General features: G+C 63.9%; 18 protein-coding genes. 11 read left to right on the forward strand and 7 right to left on the reverse strand.

Annotation, left to right across the window (positions count from 1 at the left end):
• Positions 1 to 4: 4 nt before the first annotated feature.
• Together Q9R20_RS05785 and Q9R20_RS05790 are read right to left on the reverse strand one after the other, a co-directional pair.
• Positions 5 to 565 carry a dihydrofolate reductase family protein gene (locus tag Q9R20_RS05785; RefSeq protein WP_311248445.1) on the reverse strand — a complete coding sequence of 187 codons (561 nt, stop codon included), beginning with the start codon at positions 563 to 565 and terminating at the stop codon, positions 5 to 7.
• 4 nt (positions 566 to 569) lie between these two features.
• Positions 570 to 1,556: a WYL domain-containing protein gene (locus tag Q9R20_RS05790; RefSeq protein ID WP_311248446.1), complete on the reverse strand. Its 987-nt coding sequence runs from the start codon at positions 1,554 to 1,556 to the stop codon at positions 570 to 572.
• A 98-nt stretch (positions 1,557 to 1,654) separates the two neighbouring features.
• Here Q9R20_RS05790 and Q9R20_RS05795 point away from each other — a divergent pair, with 98 nt between their 5' ends.
• Together Q9R20_RS05795 and Q9R20_RS05800 are read left to right on the forward strand one after the other, a co-directional pair.
• A complete protein-coding gene (locus tag Q9R20_RS05795) occupies positions 1,655 to 2,110 on the forward strand; it encodes a VOC family protein (RefSeq protein WP_311248447.1) in 456 nt (151 codons plus the stop codon).
• Positions 2,111 to 2,610: 500 nt separating this feature from the next.
• Positions 2,611 to 3,234, forward strand: a complete 624-nt coding sequence (locus Q9R20_RS05800; RefSeq protein WP_311248448.1) for a DUF4839 domain-containing protein — start codon at positions 2,611 to 2,613, stop codon at positions 3,232 to 3,234.
• A 270-nt stretch (positions 3,235 to 3,504) separates the two neighbouring features.
• Here Q9R20_RS05800 and Q9R20_RS05805 read toward each other — a convergent pair whose 3' ends face one another.
• Complete coding sequence (locus Q9R20_RS05805) at positions 3,505 to 4,317, reverse strand: GIY-YIG nuclease family protein (protein ID WP_311248449.1); 813 nt, start codon at positions 4,315 to 4,317, stop codon at positions 3,505 to 3,507.
• 398 nt (positions 4,318 to 4,715) lie between these two features.
• On the opposite strand from Q9R20_RS05805, the gene Q9R20_RS05810 reads away from it, so the two are divergent.
• The 3 genes from Q9R20_RS05810 to Q9R20_RS05820 all read left to right on the forward strand — a co-directional run bounded on the left by Q9R20_RS05810 (position 4,716) and on the right by Q9R20_RS05820 (position 8,192).
• On the forward strand, positions 4,716 to 5,189 hold the full coding sequence (locus Q9R20_RS05810) for a DUF4365 domain-containing protein (RefSeq protein WP_311248984.1): 474 nt from the start codon (positions 4,716 to 4,718) through the stop codon (positions 5,187 to 5,189).
• The gene (locus tag Q9R20_RS05815; protein ID WP_311248450.1) at positions 5,186 to 6,370 is read left to right on the forward strand and encodes a hypothetical protein; all 1,185 of its coding nucleotides are present in this window, start codon (positions 5,186 to 5,188) and stop codon (positions 6,368 to 6,370) included. The genes Q9R20_RS05810 and Q9R20_RS05815 overlap by 4 nt, the downstream gene beginning before the upstream one ends.
• A 637-nt stretch (positions 6,371 to 7,007) precedes the next feature.
• Positions 7,008 to 8,192: a DNA cytosine methyltransferase gene (locus Q9R20_RS05820; RefSeq protein ID WP_311248451.1), complete on the forward strand. Its 1,185-nt coding sequence runs from the start codon at positions 7,008 to 7,010 to the stop codon at positions 8,190 to 8,192.
• On the opposite strand, the gene Q9R20_RS05825 is transcribed toward Q9R20_RS05820, so the two are convergent.
• Positions 8,189 to 9,082 (reverse strand): protein NO VEIN domain-containing protein, encoded by an 894-nt coding sequence (locus Q9R20_RS05825; protein WP_311248452.1) that lies wholly within the window; start codon positions 9,080 to 9,082, stop codon positions 8,189 to 8,191. The two genes, Q9R20_RS05820 and Q9R20_RS05825, sit on opposite strands and share 4 nt — an antisense overlap.
• Before the next feature lie 372 nt (positions 9,083 to 9,454).
• Between Q9R20_RS05825 and Q9R20_RS05830 the strand changes: the two genes are divergently transcribed.
• Complete coding sequence (locus Q9R20_RS05830) at positions 9,455 to 12,145, forward strand: hypothetical protein (RefSeq protein ID WP_311248453.1); 2,691 nt, start codon at positions 9,455 to 9,457, stop codon at positions 12,143 to 12,145.
• A 7-nt stretch (positions 12,146 to 12,152) separates the two neighbouring features.
• Positions 12,153 to 17,486 (forward strand): DEAD/DEAH box helicase, encoded by a 5,334-nt coding sequence (locus tag Q9R20_RS05835; RefSeq protein ID WP_311248454.1) that lies wholly within the window; start codon positions 12,153 to 12,155, stop codon positions 17,484 to 17,486.
• 181 nt (positions 17,487 to 17,667) lie between these two features.
• Here Q9R20_RS05835 and Q9R20_RS05840 read toward each other — a convergent pair whose 3' ends face one another.
• Positions 17,668 to 19,437 carry a DNA/RNA helicase domain-containing protein gene (locus Q9R20_RS05840; protein WP_311248455.1) on the reverse strand — a complete coding sequence of 590 codons (1,770 nt, stop codon included), beginning with the start codon at positions 19,435 to 19,437 and terminating at the stop codon, positions 17,668 to 17,670.
• The gene (locus tag Q9R20_RS05845; protein ID WP_311248456.1) at positions 19,424 to 19,744 is read right to left on the reverse strand and encodes a nucleotide pyrophosphohydrolase; all 321 of its coding nucleotides are present in this window, start codon (positions 19,742 to 19,744) and stop codon (positions 19,424 to 19,426) included. Before Q9R20_RS05845 ends, Q9R20_RS05840 begins: the two co-directional genes overlap by 14 nt.
• Before the next feature lie 315 nt (positions 19,745 to 20,059).
• Between Q9R20_RS05845 and Q9R20_RS05850 the strand changes: the two genes are divergently transcribed.
• The 3 genes from Q9R20_RS05850 to Q9R20_RS05860 all read left to right on the forward strand — a co-directional run bounded on the left by Q9R20_RS05850 (position 20,060) and on the right by Q9R20_RS05860 (position 21,177).
• The gene (locus tag Q9R20_RS05850; RefSeq protein ID WP_311248457.1) at positions 20,060 to 20,488 is read left to right on the forward strand and encodes a hypothetical protein; all 429 of its coding nucleotides are present in this window, start codon (positions 20,060 to 20,062) and stop codon (positions 20,486 to 20,488) included.
• A 234-nt stretch (positions 20,489 to 20,722) separates the two neighbouring features.
• Positions 20,723 to 21,010, forward strand: a complete 288-nt coding sequence (locus Q9R20_RS05855; protein WP_396653666.1) for a hypothetical protein — start codon at positions 20,723 to 20,725, stop codon at positions 21,008 to 21,010.
• Positions 21,011 to 21,015: 5 nt separating this feature from the next.
• Entirely contained in the window at positions 21,016 to 21,177 is a 162-nt protein-coding gene (locus tag Q9R20_RS05860) for a hypothetical protein (protein ID WP_311248458.1), read from the forward strand.
• Between the two features lie 256 nt (positions 21,178 to 21,433).
• Here Q9R20_RS05860 and dnaB read toward each other — a convergent pair whose 3' ends face one another.
• Entirely contained in the window at positions 21,434 to 22,729 is a 1,296-nt protein-coding gene (gene dnaB, locus Q9R20_RS05865; RefSeq protein ID WP_285836963.1) for a replicative DNA helicase, read from the reverse strand.
• Between the two features lie 696 nt (positions 22,730 to 23,425).
• Between dnaB and Q9R20_RS05870 the strand changes: the two genes are divergently transcribed.
• The gene (locus tag Q9R20_RS05870) at positions 23,426 to 24,511 is read left to right on the forward strand and encodes a hypothetical protein (protein ID WP_311248459.1); all 1,086 of its coding nucleotides are present in this window, start codon (positions 23,426 to 23,428) and stop codon (positions 24,509 to 24,511) included.
• Positions 24,512 to 24,560 lie beyond the last annotated feature (49 nt).

Consider the following 24,560-nt stretch of genomic DNA (forward strand, 5'->3'; position numbering starts at 1 on the left):
TGCATCACGCCGACCGGTAGCGCTGCACACTGGCGCCCGACCGGAACTGCCACCGTTCCACGAGCTCGAGCTTCATCTGATCCCGCACGCCCTCGAGCAACCGCGGACCTCGCCCCGTAATCACCGGATGCACGACGAAGGTGTATTCGTCGATGAGCCCCTCCGCCGCGAGCGCTGCAGGGAGCGTCACCCCGCCGAGCGAAATTCCTCGCCCGGGCTCCTTCTTGAGCCGTTCGACCGCCTCGACGACGTCCCCCTCGATCCGTTCGGCGTTCCAGTCCACCGCGTCGAGAGACGTGGATGCCACCACCTTCCGCATCGGATCCATCACCTCCGCGAAGGCCACCTCATCGGCATCCATCCAGTCGGGCCACTCCCTCGACGCGGGTCGGCGCCACGCGCCCTCCATCAGCTCGTAGGTGACGCGGCCATACAGGAGGGTGTCGGAGCGGCGCAGTTCGTCGGTCCAGAACGCCATCGACTCCGCGTCGGGCGGCAGTCCGGTCTCGTGTGAGCAGCAGCCGTCGAGGGTGACGTTGATGGCGTAGCGGAGAGGCTGGGTCATGCGGCTAGCTTCCTCGCCGGTCCCCGTCTTTGGAAGAACCCGCTGCCGCGAACAGCGCCGCCTGCACCGCGAACGCGTCCGCCAATTCCGGAGGCTCGACGACCTCCATCGCCACCTCGAACCGCCCGAACGATGCGGCGAGCGCACCCCACGACCACGACCCGACCTCGAGAGTGCAGCGGTCGTCGTCGACAGCCGTGACGACGCCATCGCCGGCGAACGGCAGCACGTCCCGCGCCGACGCATGCAGCAGCACCGTTCCCCGACAGGGCCACTCATTCGTGTCCGCCCCTTTGAACCGCGCCGATACGAACGCGTCGACGTCACCACCCGGCAGCGCACGCGGTACGAATGGCGCGCCCTGAGGGACACGAGGACGCACCCGCTCCGCCGAGAACAGCCGCCAGTCGTCCCGCTCGAGATCCCACCCGAGCAGGTACCACCGACCGTCCGACGTCACGAGGTGGTGCGGCTCGATGCGCCGCGACCGAGGGTCCCCGTCGCCCCTCGGCAGGTAGTCGAACCGCAGCGTGACCCGGTCGCGCACCGCCTGGGCAAGAGTGAGCAGCACGTCGAGCGGCACAGCCTCGATCGGCGCCTCGCCGGCACGGGCCACCGTCGTCACCTCGACGGCATCCAGTCGGTGGCGCAGACGCAACGGCAGCACCTGGCGCATGGTCGCGAGGGCGCGCACGGCCGCCTCGCCGATGCCAGCGCCCAACGCCGGGGCCGACCGCAGCGCGATCGCGACCGCGAGCGCTTGATCGTCGTCGAACAGTAGCGGCGGCATCTCGGCACCCGCGTCGAGGCGATATCCCCCGTCGGGACCCATCGTCGTCTCGATCCGGTAGCCCATCTCGCGCAGGCGATCGATGTCTCGCCGCACCGTGCGATCGCTGACGTCCAGCCGCGAGGCCAACACCGACCCCGGCCAGTCCCGCCGGGCCTGCAGCAGCGATAGCAGTGTGAGCAATCGCGACGTCGTGGCCATGTATCCGACGGTACTCGCGGTCTAGGACAGGAATCGACCTATACGGGTGGGAACGTGATTTCACGAGCCGATCCCGGCCCATTCATCGAGGAGCAGACATGCCCGTACAGACCACCACCCACCTGAACTTCCGCGGCGATGCCCGTCAGGCGCTCGAGTTCTACCAGACCGTCTTCGGCGGCCACCTCGCCGTCAACACCTACGCCGACTTCGGCATGCCGGCCGAGATCCCCGGATCCGACAAGGTCGTCTTCGGCCTCGTCGCCGCCGAGAACGGCTTCCGCATCATGGGCTACGACATCCCCGACCAGATCGAGGGCGGCATCGCCGGCGGCGGCTCCACCCGCCGCGAGAACAATACGACGATCACCGACCAGGCGCTTTTCGTCTCGATCAGTTCGCCCACGCTCGATGAGCTGCGGGTCTACTGGGATGCCCTGGCGGTGGATGCCACGATCGTCGAGCCCCTCGCGGCGTCGGCGTGGAGCGCCGGGTTCGGGATGCTGACCGACCGGTTCGGCGTGACGTGGAGTGTCTCGGTCGCCGCGGATTGACGCGGACGGCCGCTGCGCGCACTCGCTGCGCGTCGCGATCGCCCTCTCAGGCGCCGAGCCCGCGAGCAGCCTCGTCCAATGTCGGGGCCGCACCTTTGGCTGCACGTCCGTCAGCCGCTGGCTTATGATCACACGCGACCGGTCAAAGAGACGGCAGAAAAGCATTACAAATGGTCTGGCTATCGAAGAAGTATCTGGCCAGAAGCGAAAGTCGCCGTTCCCCTGGCGGGACTCGAACACGTTTTGAGCCGTCTGCATAGCGACGTCAAACGACAACTTCCGCGGAATTACGGGGATATCTGAGACTACGACGACATTGAACGACGTCCGAAACAGCCAAGGGCGAATGGGATGCGGCCAAAATGCGGGCAAGACTCGCCAATAGTAGAGCGGGTATCCAGCCCACGCAACGAGCAGATGCGGGCAAGTTCGTTTTGGGCCTGTTGCGGGGGCATCGATTTTGGGCAGTCTGCTCAAGACATGGATCGTCACTAAGCAACATGTCAACCAGCTCTCAGCGACGCCTGGGCGGCATCACCCGTGCAATTGGCGGGGGCGTGTTCGCGCTAGTTCTCGTGACGGTGATCACGATCGGCGCCCTGAGCGAACGGAACGCTCCCCCAGCGGAGGCCGACGTCGCGCCGACGCCTTCGGCAACCCGGTCTCCTCCCGCGAAGACGGAGCCCGCACAGCCTGTTCAATCAGAGGAGGCTGCAGAACCGGAGCAACCCGAAGCTGCCGTGATCACGCCGGCCAACAACGCCGAGTTCGCGGCGATCCTCGCTCTCACGGACTACTGCGCACCCGCAATTGCGGCGTTTGCGGACAAGTACTCCGGGCAGACGATCTCCTTCGACGGAAACATTGGCGCCCTGAACAACCACGATGGGTACGCCACTCGCTACGACGTCCTAATCGGTGTCGGGGACTACAGTGAGACCGCCCAGCCCGGACCGGCGTTTCAGTTCCGAGATGTGAACCTTGCGAGCGACCTGAACATCATCGGAGATAACCCCGGCAGCATCGGCGCGGGCACCACACTTGGAGTCGTCGCCGAGGTGGGTGAGTACGAGTCGAGCTCCTGCTTGTTCTTGATTGAACCGCTCGCGACGTCGGTCCGGTAGACAGAATTCGCGGTTGACGCTGTGGCAACTGGAGTCTCGGCTCGTTAATGCGGCTGTGGGGATACCTATCACGGAAGGGACTAGGTCTCGTCGTCAGCCGCACACTGCCCACACCGACGGGATAGAAGTTGTCCGCGATGCTCAACGAGTATCGCCTGCTGGAGACGGCGTTCGCGCGTCTTGAGCCCTCGCGGCATCAAGGGGCGGTGGAAGTTGGCGTCCGCTTGACTAGTCGCAGTCTCCCGCCGTCGCAGACGCGACCGAGGCGGTTCAGTTCCGGTTGAGCCCGTGACGTCGTGAATCGAGCGCGTCCTTGAAGTGGTTCTCGGCTGCGTCGATGTCTCGTGTCGGAGTCGACGGGTCAAACACACGCAGCAGCGAGAAGCGAAAATGGGCGGGGTCCAGTCCGCGCAGTTCGACGTTCCCGCCGTGCCCGTTGGTTGCGTAGGCGCTCCAACGCTGCCGGATGCTGTCCTGGCCGTCCGCCTTGCCGACGTAGTGGCGTCCGTTCACAGTGTCGGTGATGAGGTAGATCCCGTACACCGACGCTAGAGCTGTGCGCCACGACGCGTAGCGGTGCTCGCGCATCACTGCTTGCAACGCGACGTGGTCGAGGATCAGGCGGTCAAAGCCAGGAAATGGAATCGGTTCCGCGTCGGCGATACCTATGACCGGATAGCGCGCGGCGGTGGCTGCGCTCATCCGCCACGTGCGAGGCGATCGCCAGCCGATCACGAGCCGATCGCGTAGATCCGCCATCTGATCGGTCTCGGCGACGTCGAACGTCCGAATGATCCCGTTGTTGGAAATCTCACCGCGGTTCTCCACCACCGACCACAGTCGTGCTTGGTCGCCGCCCTCCCTGATGAATACCACCCACACCGGTGGAGGAGCGGCCGGGAAACTCTTCGTATTGGAAGACTGTCTCCGCGTGTACTCGAATATCTCCATGTGGGTGGAGTTGGCGTGAAGCCCCGCGAGACCGCTCTCTTCGGACTCCTGCACGAACGCGTGACGAATGACGAGCGCCTGGGAGGGATCGATTCCGGCGTCCATCAGCAGCGGGCCAAGCGTCAGTGTCATGGGTGCGTCGTTCCTCTTGGCAATCAGGCTACGGGCTGGATTAGGTGGGCCCGCACCCTGGAGAGTAGTCCCGGACTTCCAGAGCCGATCTACGAGCTCGCCGCGGCCGGTGGGGGACTCCTCGGGGCGCAAGCAAGCTCGTCGGTGGTCGCGGGCGCAACCCCTCCGGTGTCCAAGCTTGATCGACTCGACCCCAGCGCGAAGAAGACGGGCCGTCACACAGCGAGATCGGCGCGTAGCGGGCCTACCGCGTAGCGCCCAGCGTGTGGGTGACCCCTGCTATCTTTCGAATGACATCGGCACCTCGGGGGGACCACTTGCCAACCAATCCAACGTGGGATGTCGTTCGGCAGACCCCTTCGGGAGCGCCCTACGGCGACCTTCATGGCACGAACGTGATGGAGCAGTACAGCATCGCTTTCGCGCACTCGATCGCCACGCGAGCGCGTTGCAAGATGGAGAATCTTCGCGTCGACGACGAGCAAGTGGACGTCACGATCCGGCAAAAGGCTAGCCACACGATCTATGACGCGTGCGCGGTAGATGTCCAGCTCAAGTGCACGCATCGGGATGTGTTGCACGCAGATGGCGTTCACTTCAAGCTCCCGCGAAATCAATACGACGGTCTGCGGATGAGGTCGTACTTGCCCAAGATCCTCGTCACACTGCTGGTAGACGAAGACTTCGATCAGTGGATGTCCCACTCTCCGGACGATTTGCTCCTTCGAGGGCAGGCTTACTGGATGTCCACTGCGGGGCTGCCCGCGACCACCAGCGACTCCAAGACGGTGATCCTTCCTTCTGCCAACCGGTTTGATGCGGACCAGTTACTAGACATGCTTCAACGAATCGGAAACGGGGGCACGCCGTGAGCAAGTACTTCCCTGATTCGCAGGCTCGAAACTACAACCCATCCGTCGACTTGACGCCGTGGGCGGTCGAGCAATACCTCCTACTTTCGGAATGGCGCCTGGTCGAACGGCGAGGGTCCGACTTTGCAATATGGGGAACCGCTGACGAGCGCGCCAGCCTCATGCTGCCGTACGACAGTTCCTTCAGCGATTTCGGTCTCAGATTCCGCGAGGCGCTCCGGGCGATCGCGGAGGTAGTCGAACTCGAGGGGGAGGCTCTTGCGCTCGAAATAGTCTCAGCACGCAAGGACATCTTCCTCGTTCGCGCGGATCAGGACACAGCCGATGGATCAATACCGTTCGTGGAGGCACGTAACCTGATCACCGGTGTCGAGAAACTTTTGACGACGGCAGCTGCCAGCGCCATTCGCCCCCGGGCGTCAACGGCTGGACGCAAGTCTGGAGTCGTGAGGGGGTTCCTCGAGGACGATGTCCGGATGGGACACACCATGCGGGGGAGCTTTGTCATCACCGTGCTCGCAGCGGACTCGGTCGAGGACGGAAAGCGCCAGGCCGCATGGGAACGCGCTATAGCAAGTGCGCCGATCGGCGTGAGTGTCCCGGTGCCGCGGAGCGAGCCAGATGACGTCACGTTCTCGCGGCAAGTAATGACAAATCTTGCAACCGGCCTCGAAGCGGCACAGGACATCCTGTCCAACCCCGTGACTGAGAGCCGGCTTGAAGATGCGGTGGAATTGGGGCTGACTGCTCAGCTGCTAGAGGCTGTGACTTCCATGTCGTCGTCCGAGGGCGTCCAAGGACTGGACCTGTCATTTCGATGGTCCCGACTCGACCGCCAAGACTCGGACGTGCCCAAAGCGGTCCGTCTGGATCGCGACGACGCGCGGTCGGCGAAACCGGTTATCGAAAAGCTGCGCCGCGCACCCGAAGTGACCGAGGACCAGGTAGTAGGCGAAGTATGGCGCCTTGAAAGGTCGCAAGGCTCCTCGGATGGTCTCGTCATTATCGACGGCACTGTCGGCAAGTCACGCCGACGCGTCCGGGTCCCACTAAGCGGTTCGGCGTATCAGCGTGCCATTGCGGCGCACGACTCGCATGCGATGGTGAAGGTTGTCGGAACGTTTGTGCCCAAGTCCCGCGGCTGGGAAATGCAGCCGAACGCGACACTCACCCTGGTCTGAGTCTCGGGCTACGTCATAGTGAATTGGCCTGACTTTAGCTCCAGGGAGCCTTGTCCGGCGGGTCGGTTGGGCGGATTCCCTGGTCAGCGTCGGCCACGAGACTGCCGGTAGTTGTGGCCATCGACCCATTTGCCAACATATACCGCCGAAGATGTTTGTGAAGCCGCTTCCGGAGTCGGTGAGATCACGCAAGAAGCAGGCCGTTACATCCCAAACCCGCGCCCCGTACTCGGCGCCCCAAGCACCGGCCCCGTAACCATCGCCGCCTCCCGGTTCCTCGCCGCACGCCGCAGCTCCGCCTGGGCAGCGCGCACGGCATCCTGAATTGTCAGCTCCGGAGTGCCGCGCTGCGTCGACTCGGCGAGGCACTGTCTCTGGTTGGTCGAGGAGGCTGCTCCAATAGGCTAGGCACTATCGCTTGCATTGGCGGTTCGAAGGTCGCTGGAGAGCTGGCCATCCTTTCGGTAGCGTCGGGTTCTCGCCCGCCGTTTCTCGGGTGAATGCATCGACGTGCCTGACGGATCCGGGGGCGAGCAGTCCGAATGCGCTGCCGCCGACGACGATCGGCCGCCGAAGTCGGTTTGACATGCCCAGCTGGCCGTGATGAGCTCGCATTGCGAAGTAAGGATGGATCCCCATGAAGCTAACCGCGCTGTCGCTGTTTTCTGGCGCAGGCGGCATGGATCTCGGCCTCGAGCAGGCTGGCTTCGACTCGGTAGGGGCGCTGGAAATCGGCGGCACCCAGCGGGAGTCCATTCGTCTCAATCGGGACTGGGAACTAATCGGGAGCGGCGACGTGAACGAGCTGTCCCGCTCCCTCACCCCTAAGTCGCTGGGGCTTCGCCGAGGTGAACTGGACTTGATGGCCGGCGGGCCGCCCTGCCAGCCATTTTCTATGGCTGCCCAGTGGGCGCGGCGCGGTCGCCAAGGAATGCTGGACCAGCGGGCTGAGACAGTGCTGAGCACGCTCCGGCTGATCGAGCGCTTCCTGCCGCGAGCCGTTCTCCTGGAGAACGTGGCCGGATTCGTCAGAGGCCCAGGCGCGGCGCTTCAGTACTTGGAGGACGAGATTGCGGCGCTGGGCAAGCGTTGCGGCGTGACCTATCGACCCTACGTGTCCGTCGTCAACGCGGCGGACTACGGCGTGCCTCAAAACCGTAGGCGAGCAATCGTCATCTTCATGCGGGATGAAGTCCCGTTCGATTGGCCCGCCCCGAGCCATGCGGATTCACCGCGCACCGCCTGGGACGCGCTCTACGATCTGACGACGTCGTCTGCGCCAGGAGCAACCGGTAAGTGGGGTGAACTCCTACCATCGATTCCTCCAGGGGAGAACTACCAATGGCTGACAGCGCGAGGCGGCGGTCCTGAGCTGTTTGGATATCGAACTCGGTATTGGAACTTCCTTCTCAAGCTTGCGCCTTGGCTGCCCTCGTGGACATTGTCAGCCTCTCCCGGTCCCGCAACTGGCCCGTTTCACTGGGACAACCGACCGCTCACGGTGAGTGAGCAGCTCCGACTGCAGTCATTTCCAGATGGCTGGCGGCTCGCGGGCGACTCGCGTGCGCAGGTCTTGCAAGTGGGCAACGCGACCCCACCGCTCCTCGCGGAAGTAGTAGGGCGAGCGCTGAGAAGGTCGCTGACCGGCGCATGCTCCGTCGAGTTGCCTCGTTTGCTGCGGGCGCCGGCGCCCACGCCTCCGCCAACCAGTCCAAAGCCCGCGCCGTTGCCACGTCAATTCGACCGCCTGGTCGGCCAGCAGCCCGCGCACAAGGGGGCGGGCCTCGGACCCGCACCCAGACCCGCGTTTGCGACCGGCTAGCGTCGCGAACCGGCGACACGAGTAGTGATGCCATCTCGCAGGCCGGCGCCCGACGCGAAGTGCGGGTAGTCCGCCGCGCCTGCAAGCACTACACGCCCCGTCCAGGCCTCGGGCTGAAGCTCCACGCCCTTGCTGTCGAGAGGCCCCTCCAGGCGCACCGCCTGGTGGGTGGCCTGCGTCACGTTGATCGAGTACACGACAATCAGCCAGAACTTGTGACCGCGAGCAGCTGCGTGCTGTCGCTGCCCCTCCGATAAGTGGAACACGGGGTCCGGCAGCACCGTGCCTTTCACCTCGACATGAAGGTCGCCGTCGACCCGATCCACCAGGATGTCAAAGCCGGGATTGCCTGGCGGCATTTCTCGCACACGGTCCGCGCCGAACAACTCAGCGAGTAGATCCATGGCCACCGCGACTGAATACCGTTCCATCGCAGACGTATGCTGTGGCGACACAATCGCATTCGCGCGGCTCGGCGTTGTACGTTCAGAGTTCGACCGATCAGCTGCTCGGTCAAGTACGCGCTCGAGTACATCCATAGAGATGCGCCGCACTCCGTTGGGCCAGTTAGTACCTCGGGTGCTACCGGTCTCTAGATACGTGCCATCGGGTGCCTTGGCGAGTACCGGACTGTCGAACAGATGGACGTCGTGTACCTGCGCAATCAGGTGATCGGCGCGGGAGCTTGCGCGCACTTGACCAATCACACCTACACCGAAATACGACGCTCGCCCGTCGCTGCCGCCGCGCGATCCTCGATAGTAGATGAAGGCGTCACCAGGGGTCACCATATCGTCGTACCTGGCGGGAAACTCGTACTGCTTACCCAACACGTCGTCGTAGCGATGACCGGAAGCGGTCGGCGCGTCCGTAACGAAAACCACGGGCATGCCGTCTCCCTCTTTTCCCGACACAGCGGATTTTACCCGATCGGTGTCCCCAACAATCTGTAGCTTTATAGCGACTGGGCGAGGGGGACAAGTTTGAGTGCTGCGTACGAGCGCGTTAGCGAGGCTATCGCTGACGAGTTGTTCGGATCCGAACACGCGGGCCGCCCCGTCTATGCCCTTGCGGACGCAGCAGCGCTGGAGCGCATTGCATGCGCGGCCGGACTCGACGACCTGGACCCCCTCGCAAGTATTGCGCAATTGGTCCGCGCGTCCCTCGGCTTCGAGGAAACGGGTCGGCCGCCGTTTCGAGCGCATGCGAATGCGGCAACTGCACACAAGACGCAAGTCCTCGAGACGCCGTACGCATTGCCCTTGCTCGTAGTCCTATCTGTCGCAGCTGAGCAGATGCAGGCCGACGGACAAGTGGCGGCGCACAACTACTATGCGCGACTCCACGACCTGCTTGATATCCCGGCCGATCGAAGATCACGGGTCCAAAGCGACTATCGCCGCCACGCCGCTGCCTTGTGGGGTTCGCTGAACGCGTGGCTCGAGGCGTGGGAAGGAGAGCGAGGGATTCCGACCGCTTACAGCGTAGGCGGCCACGAGTACATTGGCTTGCCCCTGTCTCAAGCCGTGGTCCGGCAGCATGATCGGGATGGCCTCCACGAGTTCTTCTCGCTCGAGGGTCTGGCGCCCGGGGCGCGGCTGTCGCCCGCCGATATGGAGATCGGCATGGACCCGTATGCGATTGCGACGCCGAGCCCGCTGAGTTCTCACTTGCGAACGCTGTGGAAAGCGCCTGGTGCACGAGAGCGGATCGTTGAGGCAGCATGCCTCGAACTCGAAGCATGGAGCGGAGCCGATAGCACCGAAATCGGACGTGAAGGCAAGGCCGCGTCGCCACGGCTGCTCGCGTTCTTGCGGACCTTCCCGAGGAAGTCTGTCGCGTTCGGGCTCATGCTGCCATACCGATCGGAGGGGCCAGACATACTGCGTTTCGGTCTTGTCGACGGTGAGGTCTCCGTGCCGACGTCGGTTGGTCCTGGTGGGTCAACTAGATTGTCGGCCGCCGAGGGAGTTAGCGCGATCTCCCTGCTAGAGGAAAGGCTCAGGGGGGAACTCGGAGATGATGCGGGGCGACCGTTCGAGCGACTTCCCAGACGAGTAACGCCGCTTCGTTGGGACGACATGCAAGGCGCCTTCGTAGAGGTCGAGCGAGTCTCACTCGGCGACGACACTCTTGTCGTCGCGAAGGAGGATACGAGGGACCGAGTCGAGACGCATCTCGCCTCCCACGCCAGACCCGGATGGGTCGAAGTACAGAACCTGGGGGGCATGCCTGAGGGGTGGCTCATCTACGAGCACGTTCAGATCGTGTCCGCTGCGATCGAGGGCGTTCATCCCGACCTCCTGCCCCTGACGCCACGTGCACGCACGAGCCTCACTCTCCGTGGCGGATTCGTCCTCCCCGGGCTCCTTCGCAAGTGGTCGTCGCTGGAACCTCCGGAGGTAATCGCTGTCGCCGCCGGCGCTGGTTCAATTACGGTCCGGGTTTACCGGGGCGCGCGAATCGACGCGAGTGAACTCATTCTCGAGGTAACGCAGCCGGGAGAACTCAATGTAGTGCCCCTCGTCGACCACCATCTGGAGGACGGGGAGTACCTGATCACGATGCTCGTCGACTATTCGGCGCGACCCTCATCAAGTGCTCTGCTCCGCCTTCGTTCCGCAGCAACGCCCCAGTTCAGTGTGGACGAAGCCGACATCCGGCTGGTCTATTCACCTGATGCTGCCAAGACATGGCCGCTTTCAGCGGCGGCGGCGCGCTGGGACCGGTACGTCAATGGTGCGAGGGTGGTCGGCGCGCTGGGCAGCGATCTCGCCCACTCCTCGCAGATGGGCGAATTCACGCTGCGCGAGCGGACGAAGGCTAACGCATTTCCTCGTCCCACAGCCGTGGGGATCTCGATGGAGGTCGACTCGTGCCTCGTGACTGGCAAACATCACTTCCAGCTACCAACGGTGTTGCCCGGGCAGCCGCCGATTCGGAGCGTCGAGGGGGGATGTCGAACGTGTGGTCTCGTGCGTCGTTTTGCCGGAACGCCGTGGGCTGCGCGTCGGCGCACCGCGGGCAATAGCCGCCCGCCGGTTGAGATCGCCATTCCGCCGGTCTCGGTGTCCGCCGAACCCGATTTCCAGGTGGCGTTCGACGCGCTCAACCACATCGGACACGGAAGCTTCGCCACTTTCGAACGCGTCGCGGCGCAGGTGGAGGGATCGGGACTGTTTGCGGACGCATTCCTGAGGCGCCAAGAGGTCGCGGGGCACATCGATGTCGCCCGCAACGATTGGTTTGAAGTGACTGACTGGGCCGTGAACTCTGCCACCTTGGTTCCCGTAGCAGCGGATCGATGGGTGTTGATCGGAGCCCGGTCGCGCGCGCTCCTCGAGGGACTCCACGCGTTGGTTGGCGATGGCGCCGAAGTGCGCCAATCCGTTGACGCGGAACTGGCACGGGTGGAGGTCGTTGGCGAGATACCGAACCGAGCCGCGCTGTCCACCTTGGGCGTGTCTCTTCTTTCGGAGTCGCCAGCACCCCTGATCGCTTCGGGTCTGCCGGCCCTCTCGGTGGTTGCGCTAGGGCTCAAGAGAGTCGCGGTACCCGCTCATCGCTCTGCAGAACGGTGGGACACGGCATCGGCCTCGTGGCACTTGACCAGCTCGCTCGCCGCGCCCGGTGCTTACCGACTCAGGGATTTTCGGTCTCTCTATGTCGTTCGATCCGAGGACGACGTTGACGCAGGGGTAGTCAGACTTGGCAATGCCCAGCTCGTGAAGCACATCGCCAATCTCTGGAGTGACGACCCCCTCCTGGGATACCACTCACGCAGCGGATCAGTGGTCGTGCCGCTTGGTGCCGATCTGCCCGCGCTTTACGGACGCGCGCTAGCCCTCTGCTCAGGCATGTCACCACGTGAACTCGTCGAGCATCGAATGCTTCAGTATCCGTCTGTTCCTCGACAAGTCGCCGACGTCGTTTTCAGCAAGCTAACCCAGTGAGGTCTCGTTGAGTTTTCCCACGCCAGTACAGATCGCGCAAGACCTCCGCGACGGTTTCCTCCGGTATATCGACACCGCCTACGCACTCCGCAATCTAGACCTGGTGGAGGAACGCAGGCGTCTCCTGCTAGAGGGGCAAGGGAATCTCTTTGCGCCACTTATGCTCGAACCGGTCTTGCCGTACGAGGGACGTGTATCGGTGAGTGCCGGCGCCTCGACCGCAGGCATCGAACCAGACGATCTTCGCGACGTGGTCGGGTCTGTGTTCGGCGTGCCTCTCGAACTGCTTGACGAAGTGAGGCTCAGGCACCATCAGGCGTCCGCACTGTTTGCCCACTTCGATCGCGGTCAGCGTCACAACCCAGTCGTCACGTCGGGCACGGGGTCTGGAAAGACTGAGTCGTTCCTAATTCCGATGCTCACGCGGATCGTCAAGGAGAAGCGCTCGAATGAGGAGATCCCTTCATGCCACGACTGGTGGGACGTTAGACGTCAGAACGAGCAGTGGCGGCCCGCTCGCTCAGCGGGCCGGGCGCCCGCGGCAGTTCGATCGCTCATTCTTTATCCAACCAACGCACTCGTCGAAGATCAGGTAGCGAGACTTCGCCGAGCCGTCAGAGGGCTCCGCGAGCAGGCGAAGCCAATTGACATCTGGTTTGGCCGATACACCGGCGCGACTCCCGGGTCAGGTGCACTCCCGGCGGGAAGGTCATCAGTTCCCGCAGTTCTTGACGTCGCGCGGGACATCCGCGACCTAACTCGGCAGAACGCCCGTCTGGCGGAGTTGGGCGATGCAGAGTTGATGGCTCAATTTCAAGACCCGTACGCAGGCGAGCTTCTCACGCGCTGGGACATGATCGCGACGCCGCCCGACGTCCTGGTGACCAACTATTCGATGCTCAACGTGATGCTGATGCGAGACGTTGAGGAGCCTCTGTTTGAGTCCACACGCAGCTGGCTTGAGCAGTCCGCGGATCATGTCTTCACCCTTGTCGTTGATGAGCTTCACCTCTACCGCGGCAGCACCGGCGCGGAGGTCGGCATGGTCGTCAGGAACCTGGCGTCGCGACTCGGGCTAGACCCGGGGTCCGATCAGTTCCGCATCATCGCCACAAGCGCCTCGCTCCCTGGCGACGAATCGGGTCTGGAGTATCTAGAGCGGTTCTTCGGTGTTGATCGCCGCACATTCTTGATCGAGCCTGGACAACCAATCGACCTGGTCGCGCCGCCGGCACCCAGCGCTGGCAAGATCGTGACGATGCCGGAGAACGACATCGCTGACGCCGCCTCGCAGGGTCGCTGGGCAGAAGCCATCGCACTGGCGTGTGTGAGCGAGTCTGATCCGCGTCCGCGCGCGACGCGGTTCGAGGAGGTCTCGCGGCGCCTGTTCGGAAGCCAGGTTGAAGGCCCAGCAGCACTCGCAAGGATGCTCACCGGACTCGCTGCAGTCGAAAAGCCAGCCCTCCAGATCCGGGGCCACGTGATGATGCGTGGGATGCGAGGATTATGGGCATGCTCTGACCCGGAGTGCGCGGGGGGCAAGCCCGGTACGGGTCGCCGAATTGGACGGATGTACGACACCCCTCGTTCGACCTGTGAGGCATGTGGGTCGCGCGTTCTCGAGCTGCTGTACTGCTTCGAGTGTGGAGACGTGAGCCTCGGTGGTTATGTGGTCGATCGGCCGGACCGAGGCACGGTTGTCCTCTCCACAACGCCAGTTCAGCCGGGTGACAACGCGGGTGACTTCGTGTACAGGAGAACCAACGACGAGTACCGGTGGATTTGGCTAGGGTCCCCGGTGCCCGACAGCCCTACACGGCATAGGGCGCCCGCGGACGAGGACCAGGACCCGATCACGGTGGATGTCAACTTTGGCGCCGCTGTGTGGGACCCAAAGTTGGGCGCGCTGATGCCGACTGGAACCGGAATTCCGGCAGTGGTGCTCACCCACAACGCCCCCGACGCGAGCGGGCTATCCGTACCTGCGCTGCCGGAGGCGTGTCCTCGATGCGGAGGCAGTCAGGACAACCGTGACGCGAGCGTCTACTTCGCTGGGAACGTTCGTTCCCCCATCCGGGCACACACTTCGGGCCGCTCTCAACTGAATCAAATGGCCGTGTCACAGTTGTTCAGGAGTTTGGGAGACGAAGCGGCCGAGTCGCGCACGATTGTCTTCACGGATAGCCGCGACGACTCCGCCCGAATCGCGGCCGGGATCGCCCTCAACAACTTTCGCGACCAGGTGAGGCAGGTCGTTCGTCAACTGCTGCACGGTCGCGAGAGTCCGGTTCCCTTGCTGAGAGCTCTCGCCCGCAACGAGGTCTCGGGGGCGGATCGTGTCAGAGCCGACGAACTTCGGCACCTTCGACGGGATCTCTACGACAAGATTCGGCTCGAACACGCGGGTGTGATGGACGAGGCAGATCGGGAATACATCGAGGCTGCGGAGCGGGAGGCGGAAGCATTACCGTGGGCGACTCTCGTTCACGAGGCCGAGCGCGTACTTGTCGCCGCTGGCATCAACCCGGCGGGGGCTGGGCCTTCCGTGGCTCAGATTGACGGCGAGACTCCTTGGTATCGCGCATATGATTCGCCTGCACCCGAGGCGTGGGTTCCGCTTCCGGAAAAAGTTGCACGACCTCACCGTCGAGAGCGCAGCCGGTCCACAGCGACAGCGGTTGCCGAGGCTGTGTTCGATCGAGCGTCACGAGATCTCGAGTCCACTCAGCTCGGGTTCGTTCGGTGTCGGGCGCGTACACCCGAGTCTTGGGATCTGCCCCCAGCTGTGGCCAGCGACGCGCTAGCGAGCGTGATTCGTCTGCTCGGCATTGCGAAGCGCTTTGAGGGCGGTTACGTCGCAATGTCCAACTCCGCACCGAGGGTGGTGCGAACCTACCTCGCGCGGGTTGCGGCCAAGTATGGACTTCCGACAGACCAGTTGATTGCGGACGTCGGCGACTTCTTGCGATCGCACCGGATCGCCGACGATTCCTGGACCCTCAAAACACAAACGGGTCAAGGAGCGCTCGAACTCCATCAACCGGGTGGGTCCGTCTGGATCTGCAGCAACTGTGGTTCAACACACCTCCACCCCTCCGCCGGCGTTTGCACGAACGAAGAGTGCTCCTCGGGAGTCCTCATCCAGCAGAGGAGGACGGAGGAAAGCGACTACTACGGCTGGCTGGCATCCCAGCCGTTGCGCCGAATGCGCGTCGCTGAACTCACGGGGCAGACCAGTCTCGTTGATCAGCGCACGCGTCAGCGACTATTCAAAGGGGCGGTTCTGCCTTCGCCGGAGGAGAGTCCGCTAGCGGACCCCCTTGATCTCCTATCCGTGACGACCACCATGGAGGTCGGCGTCGACATCGGCTCGCTTCGTGCCGTTGCGATGGCCAACATGCCACCGCAACGGTTCAACTACCAGCAGCGAGTGGGTCGAGCGGGCCGGTCGGGCCAGCCCTTCGCATTCGCCGTAACGGTTTCGAGGGACCGTGCGCACGACGATTACTACTTTCAGGCCCCAGAACTCATGACAGCCGCGGACCCGCCACCGCCGTTCATTGATCTGTCAAGGCCTCGGATCGTCCGTCGGGTCATCGCGGCTGAGCTTCTTCGGCGCGCCTTCCTCAGACTGCCGGCTCCTCCACGACGCACAGCCGACAGCATTCACGGGATGTTCGGGCCCACGAGCGAGTGGACGCAACGCCGCTCTCATGTCGCAGCCTGGCTCGATCGTTCGGTCGACGTGCCGCAGGTGTGTGAACGGTTTTCAGCATTCACCGACTTGAGCGTCGAGGATCTCCTTTCTTGGGCGCGCGGCGCCCTGGTGGCGGATGTCGACGAAGCGGTTGCCAACCCGTACTTCGGCCATCCGGAACTGAGCGAGTTGCTCGCCAACGCCGGCGTTCTGCCCATGTTTGGGTTTCCCACTAGAGTGCGCCCGCTCTACTCCCGCCAGCTGAGAGCGGCGCGAGATGCAGAGCTACATACAGTCGCAGATCGCGACCTAGGAATGTCAATCACGGCGTTTGCTCCGGGGGCGGTAGTCGTTAAGGACGGCGCGGAGCATCTGGCGGTCGGATTCGCCGCGTACAACATCATCGGAGCGAGCGCGCGGCCGGTAGATCCACTGGGGCCTCCGCTACCAGTGCACCGCTGCGGGGAGTGTGGAAGTCTCGACACAACTCCGTCCAATCAACCTCGCAACTGCTCTGTTTGCGGTGAGCTAATGCGCAGCTTCCCTCTGTATCAGCCTGAGGGTTATCGAACGATCTATAGCAACCCCGATTTCGACGACACGCATATCGCTCCGATGTACGCCGGCTACTCGGAACTTTCCACGAACACGAAGCTTGGGCAGGCGGAGCGGCTGTACGGCGCGACCGTCCAGCTGCTCGAGCAGGCAGAGGTCGTTGCCGTCAATGACAACAGTCGGAAGCTCTTCGCGTTGCGGCGCCTCGCCGACCAAACGGTGATCGCAACTAATCGGGATCTTTATCGCCGGCCGCTTCCGGATTGGATGCGCACCGGCGGGACAGCGCTCGACGAAGCCGCCATCGGCGAAGTGCGACGCACTGACGTTCTCTTGCTCGACCTCGATGAGCTCAAGATACGGGACGGTGCGATCGCCACACGCCAACGAGATTGTCCGGCGGGGTACGGGGCGATGCTTTCCTTCGCCGAGCTGCTTCGCAATGCGGCGAAGGCATACCTCGACATCGATCAAGCTGAACTCGAAGTCGGACTCCAACCGCATCGCTCTGGAACGGTCGTGTCAGCCAAGGTGTTCCTAGCGGACGCACTCGACAACGGCGCGGGCTACGCACTCGAACTCGGCAACCCTCGGACTCTGGAACGACTACTGCGGTCGATTCAGAACGAGACGGGAAATCGACTTCGGGATACCCCGCACGGAGACTCGTGCACCTCGTCCTGTCCGGGTTGTTTGCGCAACTACGAGAATCGATTTCACCACTGGGCACTCGATTGGAGGCTTGGGCTCGACGTCGTGGATCTTATGCTCGGTGAGGAACTCAACTTTGAACGTTGGCGGGATCGCATCGCCCCCCTCGTCCAAGGCTTTATCGGTGGATTCGGAACGTACGTCGAGATTGCCGATGAGCTGGTGAACGGGCTCCCCGTACTGGCTAGCGGTGAGGTCGGCTCCGCCGTTGTGATCGGTCATCCGCTGTGGCGCCACGACGCCCAAGGATGGAACACACAAGTCCGTCACACGGTCGACGAGCTGCGCAGGCGGGGCATCGCCTCGGTGACGGTGTCCGACGCGTTCGTACTCGACCGGACGCCGATTAGAATTTTCGGCGCTCTAATGAGCAACTAGCACAGCGATGATCCCTTTTGCGCCGCGATCGTTATCCGAAGGTCTCGAATCAGCTCGATCGGACCGATCGACGAACGCTGGAGAACCTGCGTGATCTCGCCTTTCTCGGACCGAAACGGGGCGAGAGGTGGCATAACCCCGTTTGGTCCCGCCGTCGCAGGACACAGTGGCACCGCGCGTTTTAGGGTTGCGCGACGGTGGTCGATGTCTGATCGACGCCAAGGACAGATTTGAAGTGCTCCCGAAGGCCTGGATCGCATACATAGAGGTAGGTGCCGAGGATTCCTCGTGTGAGCAGCACCCCGTAGATGTTCTGGATCAGCGCGAGGAGATCGTCATCGGTCGTATGTTGACGGAGCTTCCTGAGGTTCTCTTTGCCCTTCTTGTCACGATAGGCGGCGCGGTCGACCATCACCTGTCGCGTGAGTTCGTCGTAACGAAGATCCGGGCCGATGATCACGCCGGCGTAATTAAGGTCGTATCCCTGCACCGTGTGGATTGAGCCAACCTCATTGATCGATCCCTTCGAGTTGATCCAGTCCCTATCAGTGCGATTCCAGATGAACGCGGCACCCTCCAGTTTGAAGTCGAAGCCGGGCTTGTTGCCGCGGGTCTTCCAATCCCAGGCGTACCCGGCGACAAGCCTGGCGAGCCCCGCCTCTCGGTCGCGTTCGCGGATCGCTTCCTGCATGTCGACGACGCTCTCAAAGAATCGCAGGTCGTACTCACCAAGGTCCGGGCGTTCACCTGTGCGAAGTTCGCCTCGAAGAAGCTGTCGAATGAAGCCGACGTAGTCTGCGTCCGCCCTCACCCGCATCTGCCTCGCCAGCGGAAACCACCGATGCACTCGCTTTGCATCAGCGATCTCAGCGGCAAGAACCTCACTCGGGAGGTCTGCTGGCCGCACGCCTTGCTGCTCGTCGATGAGCAGGATCTGGTGCGTGCTCCGGGCGCGGAGCCAATCGAGCTGGGTCTTGTTGAGGTCATCAGAGCCGAAGAGTCGTTCGTTGATGTCCGCGAAGTCACGGTTGCGCATACCCGACGATTGGTTCGCGCGGCGATTGAGCCGGTGCGTCTCGTCGACGATGAGCAGGTCGAACGGCGTCGACGACTTGCCGACGTCGAACGGGTTCAACACGAGGTCCTCACTGACCTTCGGCGTCTTCTTGAACACCTTCTTGATCGAGTCTCGAAGCGACTGCTGAGGTACGACCATTCCGACGCGGACGCTCTTCAGTAGCTCGCGGTTCTCAGGGACAAAGAACTCGGAGAAGAGCGAGTCTTGCTCGATCTCGTCCGTGTCTTCGTAGTCGCGGATGTCGGCCAGCAGCTTTATGAGGAAGATCGCCACGATCGTCTTGCCCGTACCCGGATTGCCCTGGATGACGCTGGTCGATCGTGTGCCCGTCGCGAGGTCCGCGAGCAGCGATTCGACGATCTGCTCGACGGCGATGGCCTGCTCTCGGGTGAGGACCTTGAAAGGCGAGAGCTTGAAGAGATCGCTGTTCTCGATCTCGGGGATGCTGCGCTGAAAGATCCCGTCCGATCGCAGCTGCTCGAAGATGTCACGGAAGCTCTCCCGGTACTGGTCGCGCTCGTAGTACCGCGCGTCGATGATGCCCTCGTTGCCATTGAGCACTGTGAAGTGCCCGTCGCCGGCGAGCCAGCGGATGAGGTGCGACTCGAGGTCGAGACACGCCGACTTGTTGAACGTCTCGTCAATGACGACACGCGCCCGGCGGAACCCTGCCTTTGATGGATTCTGGATGTGCTGACGCATGCGTGACACCGCACTGACCGTCTCGCCGACATAGACAGATGGCGCATCTGGGGACCCGGCGCTGTCGAGAACGTAGACGACTGGCCAGTTCGTCCGCCGTTCATCGCCGGACGCCCAAGTCGAGATCGCGGGTGTGGTGAAGTCGAGCCGTTCGATCTCAAAGGGCGTCATACTTCGTGCTCCGCCCTCTTGATCGATCGGCGGGGTACTTCGAGCCTGTTACCGCGAGCTTCTGGAGGACGATCTCGTCCAGATCGACTCCCAGTTGAGCGGCGAGCAGTGTGCAGTATGTGACGACGTCGGCGAGTTCATCGCGCACGCGAACCTCGTCTGCATCGTCGCTCCACTGGAAGCACTCGAGCAGTTCGCCAGCCTCGATCGAAATGCTCTTCGCGAGATTTGCCGGCGTATGAAACTGAGCCCAGTCGCGCTCGCGCACGAACTCCGACAACGCCTTACGAACTCGCTCACTCGTCACGGTGTGACGGTATCGCACAGCGGCCTCCCCTCCGACAATCAGCCGTCCCAGCGCTTGGGCGCGGCGCAGTGCTCGTCGTGGAACGGCTGCTGAGCGACGCGCGCAAGCGCGGAGTCTGCAAAGAGTGAGCGGCGAGAACGGAGGCGCGACCGAGCGCTACGCTCTCGGCGTCGGAGGGAGGCGCCCCTGCCGACGCCAGTTGAGAACGTCTGCCGACATCTATCCACATCTGCGATCGGCCGCGTTGACGAGCCGCGATCAGTGTCCGACACTGAGCGGACACGGACCGTCGAGCCGGGAAGAGCGGAGGTCGACATGGGCACCATCACCTCGTACGAAAGGGCGAAGGGCCGCCGATACCGCGTGCGCTACCGCAAGCCTGATCGCACCGAAACGCAGAAGCGCGGATTCACGACGATGCGCGAGGCGAAGCTTTACCTGTCCATGGTCACCGTGTCCAAGTCGAAGGGCGAGTACATCGATCCTGTGGCATCGCGGGTGCCGGTCCGGATGTTCGCGGACAGCTGGCTCCGGTCGAAGCAGCCGCCTATGTCGAAGCCTTCGTACTACATGACGCTTGAGCGGGCGTGGAAGAACCACGTCGCTCCAGTCTGGGCAGACAGGGAGATCTGGTCGATCCGGCGGTCAGGACTGGGTGTCAGAGTTCGCGACGCAGAAGTCGCGCACGGTCATTCTTCGCGCGCTGGGAGTCCTCGCAGGCATCCTGGATGTCGCCATCGATGATCGTCGCCTTGCGAACAATCCGGCGCGACACATTCGCAATCTCCCTCGGAGCGGACCAGGCAAGCGCCGCGTCTATCTCTCGCATGGCCAGGTGGCGACGTTAGCGGCATGCTCGGCGTATCCGACGATGGTCCTGACCTCGGCCTACACGGGCCTGCGCTGGGGTGAGGCGACGGGGGTACGCGGCGGAGTGTGAATCGACTGCGTCGACGCTTCGTGATCGAGGAGAACGCCGTGATGATCGCGTACGAGATCCACGTCGGCACGCCGAAGACGCACGAGAAGCGCTCGGTGCCATACCCCGCGCTGCTCGCTCCGATGATCGAGCAGGGGTGCGCCGGCAAGGGACCGGAAGGGCTGCTGTTCGGCGACGGCATCAACCACATGCGCAACTCAGGCGCACAGGGATGGTTTGCCAACGCGGTCCGCCGTGCGCAGGCTGTGGACCCATCGATCCCGAGGGTGACGCCTCACGACCTCCGCCACACCGCCGCATCGCGATCAGCTCGGGCGCAAACGTGAAGGCTGTGCAGCGGATGCTCGGCCACGCGTCGGCCGCGATGACGCTCGACACCTACGCCGATCTCTTCGACGACGATCTGGACGCCGTCGCAGCGCGCCTCAACGACGCGATGCCGCTCGTGGCGCTGCCCTCAGGTCCGCAGACCCGCTACGCCCGACCGACGTAAACGCCGGAGATGCTCGATCTCGTCGTTCTCAGGCGTCGAACGACGCTCCCTGAAGGGCGTCGAATCTGCCTCGGTTTCGGCTCACACGTTTCTCGAGTGCGGCCAAAAAGCGGCCAAAAAAGCTACCTCAGTGGTCTGGCCACAGAAGAAATACCCGGTCAGAGGCAAAAAGAGACTGTGCCCGTGGAGGGGCTCGACCCCATGAGTGCAGTCGGAATCGACTCGAGCTACACCGCCGGCAGCCCCCCGCAGAGAGTTACATCCCCGGCGCCATATCCGCGAACCGCGAATAGTGACCCTGGAACGCAACCGTGATCGTGTCGGTCGGGCCGTTACGGTGCTTCGCCACGATCAGGTCGGCCTCGCCGGCACGGGGCGAGTCTTTCTCGTACGCGGCCTCGCGGTGCAGCAGCACCACCATGTCGGCATCCTGCTCGATCGAGCCCGACTCACGAAGGTCGCTCAGGGCGGGCTTCTTGTCGGCGCGCTGCTCGGCGCCACGGTTCAGCTGCGACAGCGCGATGACGGGAACCTGCAGCTCCTTCGCCATCAGCTTGAGCGCACGCGAGAACTCACTGACCTCCTGCTGACGCGACTCCACGCGCTTGCCGCTCGTGAGCAGCTGCAGGTAATCGATGACGACCATCTTCAGACCCTCGCGCTGCTTGAGGCGACGGCACTTGGCCCGGATCTCGACGAGCGTCATGTTGGGGCTGTCGTCGATGTAGAGGGGCGCGTCGTTGATGCGACCGCGGGTGGCGGCGACGGTGGTCCAGTCGCGGGAGTCGAGGGTTCCCTTACGCATGCTCTGCAGGGGGATCTGGCCCTCGGCGCTGAGCAGACGCATGGCGATCTCGGAGCGACCCATTTCGAGCGAGAAGAAGATGCAGGGCGCGTTCGACTTGATCGCGGCCGCGCGGGCGAAGTCGAGCGCGAGCGTCGACTTACCCATGGCGGGACGCGCGGCGAGCACGATCATCTGGCCCGGGTGCAGACCGTTGGTGAGCTGGTCGAGACCGGCGAAGCCGGTGGGGATGCCGGTCATCGACCCGTCGCGTCCGCGAGCGGCCTCGATCTCGTCGACAGCGGCATCCACCGCCACCGTCAGCGGGATGTAGTCTTCCGCGCTGTCGTCGCCCGAGACGTTGTAGATCTCGGCCTGGGCGCTGTTGACGAGCTCGACCGGATCGCCCTCACCGGCGTAGCCCATCTGCACGATGCGGGTGCCGGCCTCGACGAGGCGGCGGAGCATGGCGCGCTCCGACACGATCGACGCGTAATAGCCGGCGTTGGCCGCGGTCGGGACGATCGAGGTGAGGGTGTGGAGGTAGTCCGCTCCCCCGGCGCGCTGCAGCTCGCCCGTCTTGATGAGCTCGTCGGTGACGGCGACGACGTCGGTGGGCTCGCCGTGCGAGTAGAGCGTGAGGATGGCCTCGAAGATCAGCTCGTGCTTGGGCACGTAGAAGTCGGGACCGCGAAGGGTCTCGATGACGTCGGCGACGGCGTCTTTCGACAGGAGCATGCCGCCCAGGGCGCTCTGCTCGGCGAGCATGTCGTGCGGCGGCGTGCGCTCGGGACGCGGTGCTTTTCCGAGACGCTCCTCGGCGATGTCAGCGATCGACACGGGCTCTCCTTCTGCTCTCGGGCCGCCCCGGCACCCCCCTCACGCGCGCGCGACCGAAGGGCGGTGGCGAGAGGTGGAGCGACCTCGGGAGCATCCGATCACCAAGTTCCGACATCGACGCGCGCGGGAGGTGATGGAGTTGCCCGATGGGCTGCGTCCACGGTAAAGACGACGCTCCTCCCACGCAAACAGGCCTGTGGATAACTTTGTGGACAGTTTGCGGGAAACGCCGCCAGGTCTGTGCACAACCACTGTGGAAAACTCGGTGGATGGATGGGATCTCGGTCGCACATTTAACGCCTGACCTGGTTCTTACTTCTCCACAGGTTCCCTGTGACAATCCTGGTTGAAGTAGGCGTTGAAGGTTGCTCGATTTGACATCCACATGTGTACAACTCAGGGGATAACTCCCGGATCAGCTACCCATGCGGGCCCCCGCTGTCAAATCTTTTTCCCGCTCGGCGTGTCGCCCGTCACCCGGCCTTCACCCTCCGCCGTCAGAAAATTCACCCTCTCCTCTTTTGCTCCGGCGGAACCCGGCGTACCGTAGCGCCCCAAGAAGTTCGGACGATTCTCCTTGGGGGGCGGATCATGGACGACACGCTGGGTAGGGGGGCACCGCACATGCTGCGGATGCTTCTCTTCGGCGTGCTCGCGGCTCTCGCCTTCATCGTCCTCTCGTTCTTCACCTCGGCCTCGTCGGCATCGGCCGACGACGGTTCCGGCTCGGGGCTGCTCGGTGCCGTCGGCTCGACCGTCGAGACCGTCGCCGACACCGGCAGTGGCGCGGTCGAAGCCGTCGCCGAGCCGGTCGTCGAGACCGCGAGCCCGATCGTCGAGAGCGTCGTCGAACCCGTCGCCCAGGTCGTCGAACCGGTGACCGCACCCGTCGCCGAGGTCCTCCCGGCACCGGTCGCCGAGGTCGTCACCGCCCCGACGGAAGTCGTTCCGACCGTCGTCGACACCGTGAACACGGTGGGCGATGTCGCGAACGACACGGTCTCCGGCACCGTCGGAACCGTGGGCGACGTCGTGGGCGGCGTCACCGGATCCGGACTGGTCGGAGGCGTCATCGCCCCCGTCGTCGACACCGTCGAGTCGCTCCCCGTGGTCGGCGCCGTCATCGAGGGCACGGGCCTCGGAGGCGTCGTGACCGACGTGGCCGTCGGCGTCGACGAGACCCTCCCCGTGGTCGTCGGCGAGCTGCCCTCCTCGGTGGCCCCCGTCGTTCCCACCGTTCCCGGTGGCACGCAGGGCGGTGGCGTCACCGTCCCGTCCCTCCCGTCCTTCCCCGGCCTTCCGATCCCCGGGGCTCCCTCCGTGGGCCTTCCGGGCGCGAGCGCCGCAGATCTGCCGCAGGCCGTGGCATCCGTCGTTCGTCAGTCCTCCTCCCCCGTGGATGCCGCGCGGCTCTCGCGCCTGTTCCGCGACGCGGGAACGGCGAGCGCCCAGACCGTTCAGGACGCGGCGGGAGCGCCATCCATCGGCCCCTCCTCCCCCGCCGACCGCGGCGCCTCGAGCTACACGCTCGGTGCCGCGAGCGGCGCGGGCTCGGCCGTCTCGGGCGGCTCGGCGACCGGAGGCGTAGCCCCCGCCACCGCCGACCACGGTGCCCTCTCGGCATCCCTCGTTCTTCTCTCCCGCGGGGGCGACGTCGACGACGACATCCCCGCGGTCCCCGTCTACGCCACCGACGTCTCTCCTGACTGAGGGCGATCGCGCCGTGCTCGACACGGCAGACGATCCCGCGCTTCGGCGC

Origin of the sequence: Microbacterium sp. PRF11, assembly GCF_031844085.1 — a bacterium.
In the GTDB taxonomy this organism is placed as follows: Bacteria; Actinomycetota; Actinomycetes; order Actinomycetales; family Microbacteriaceae; genus Microbacterium.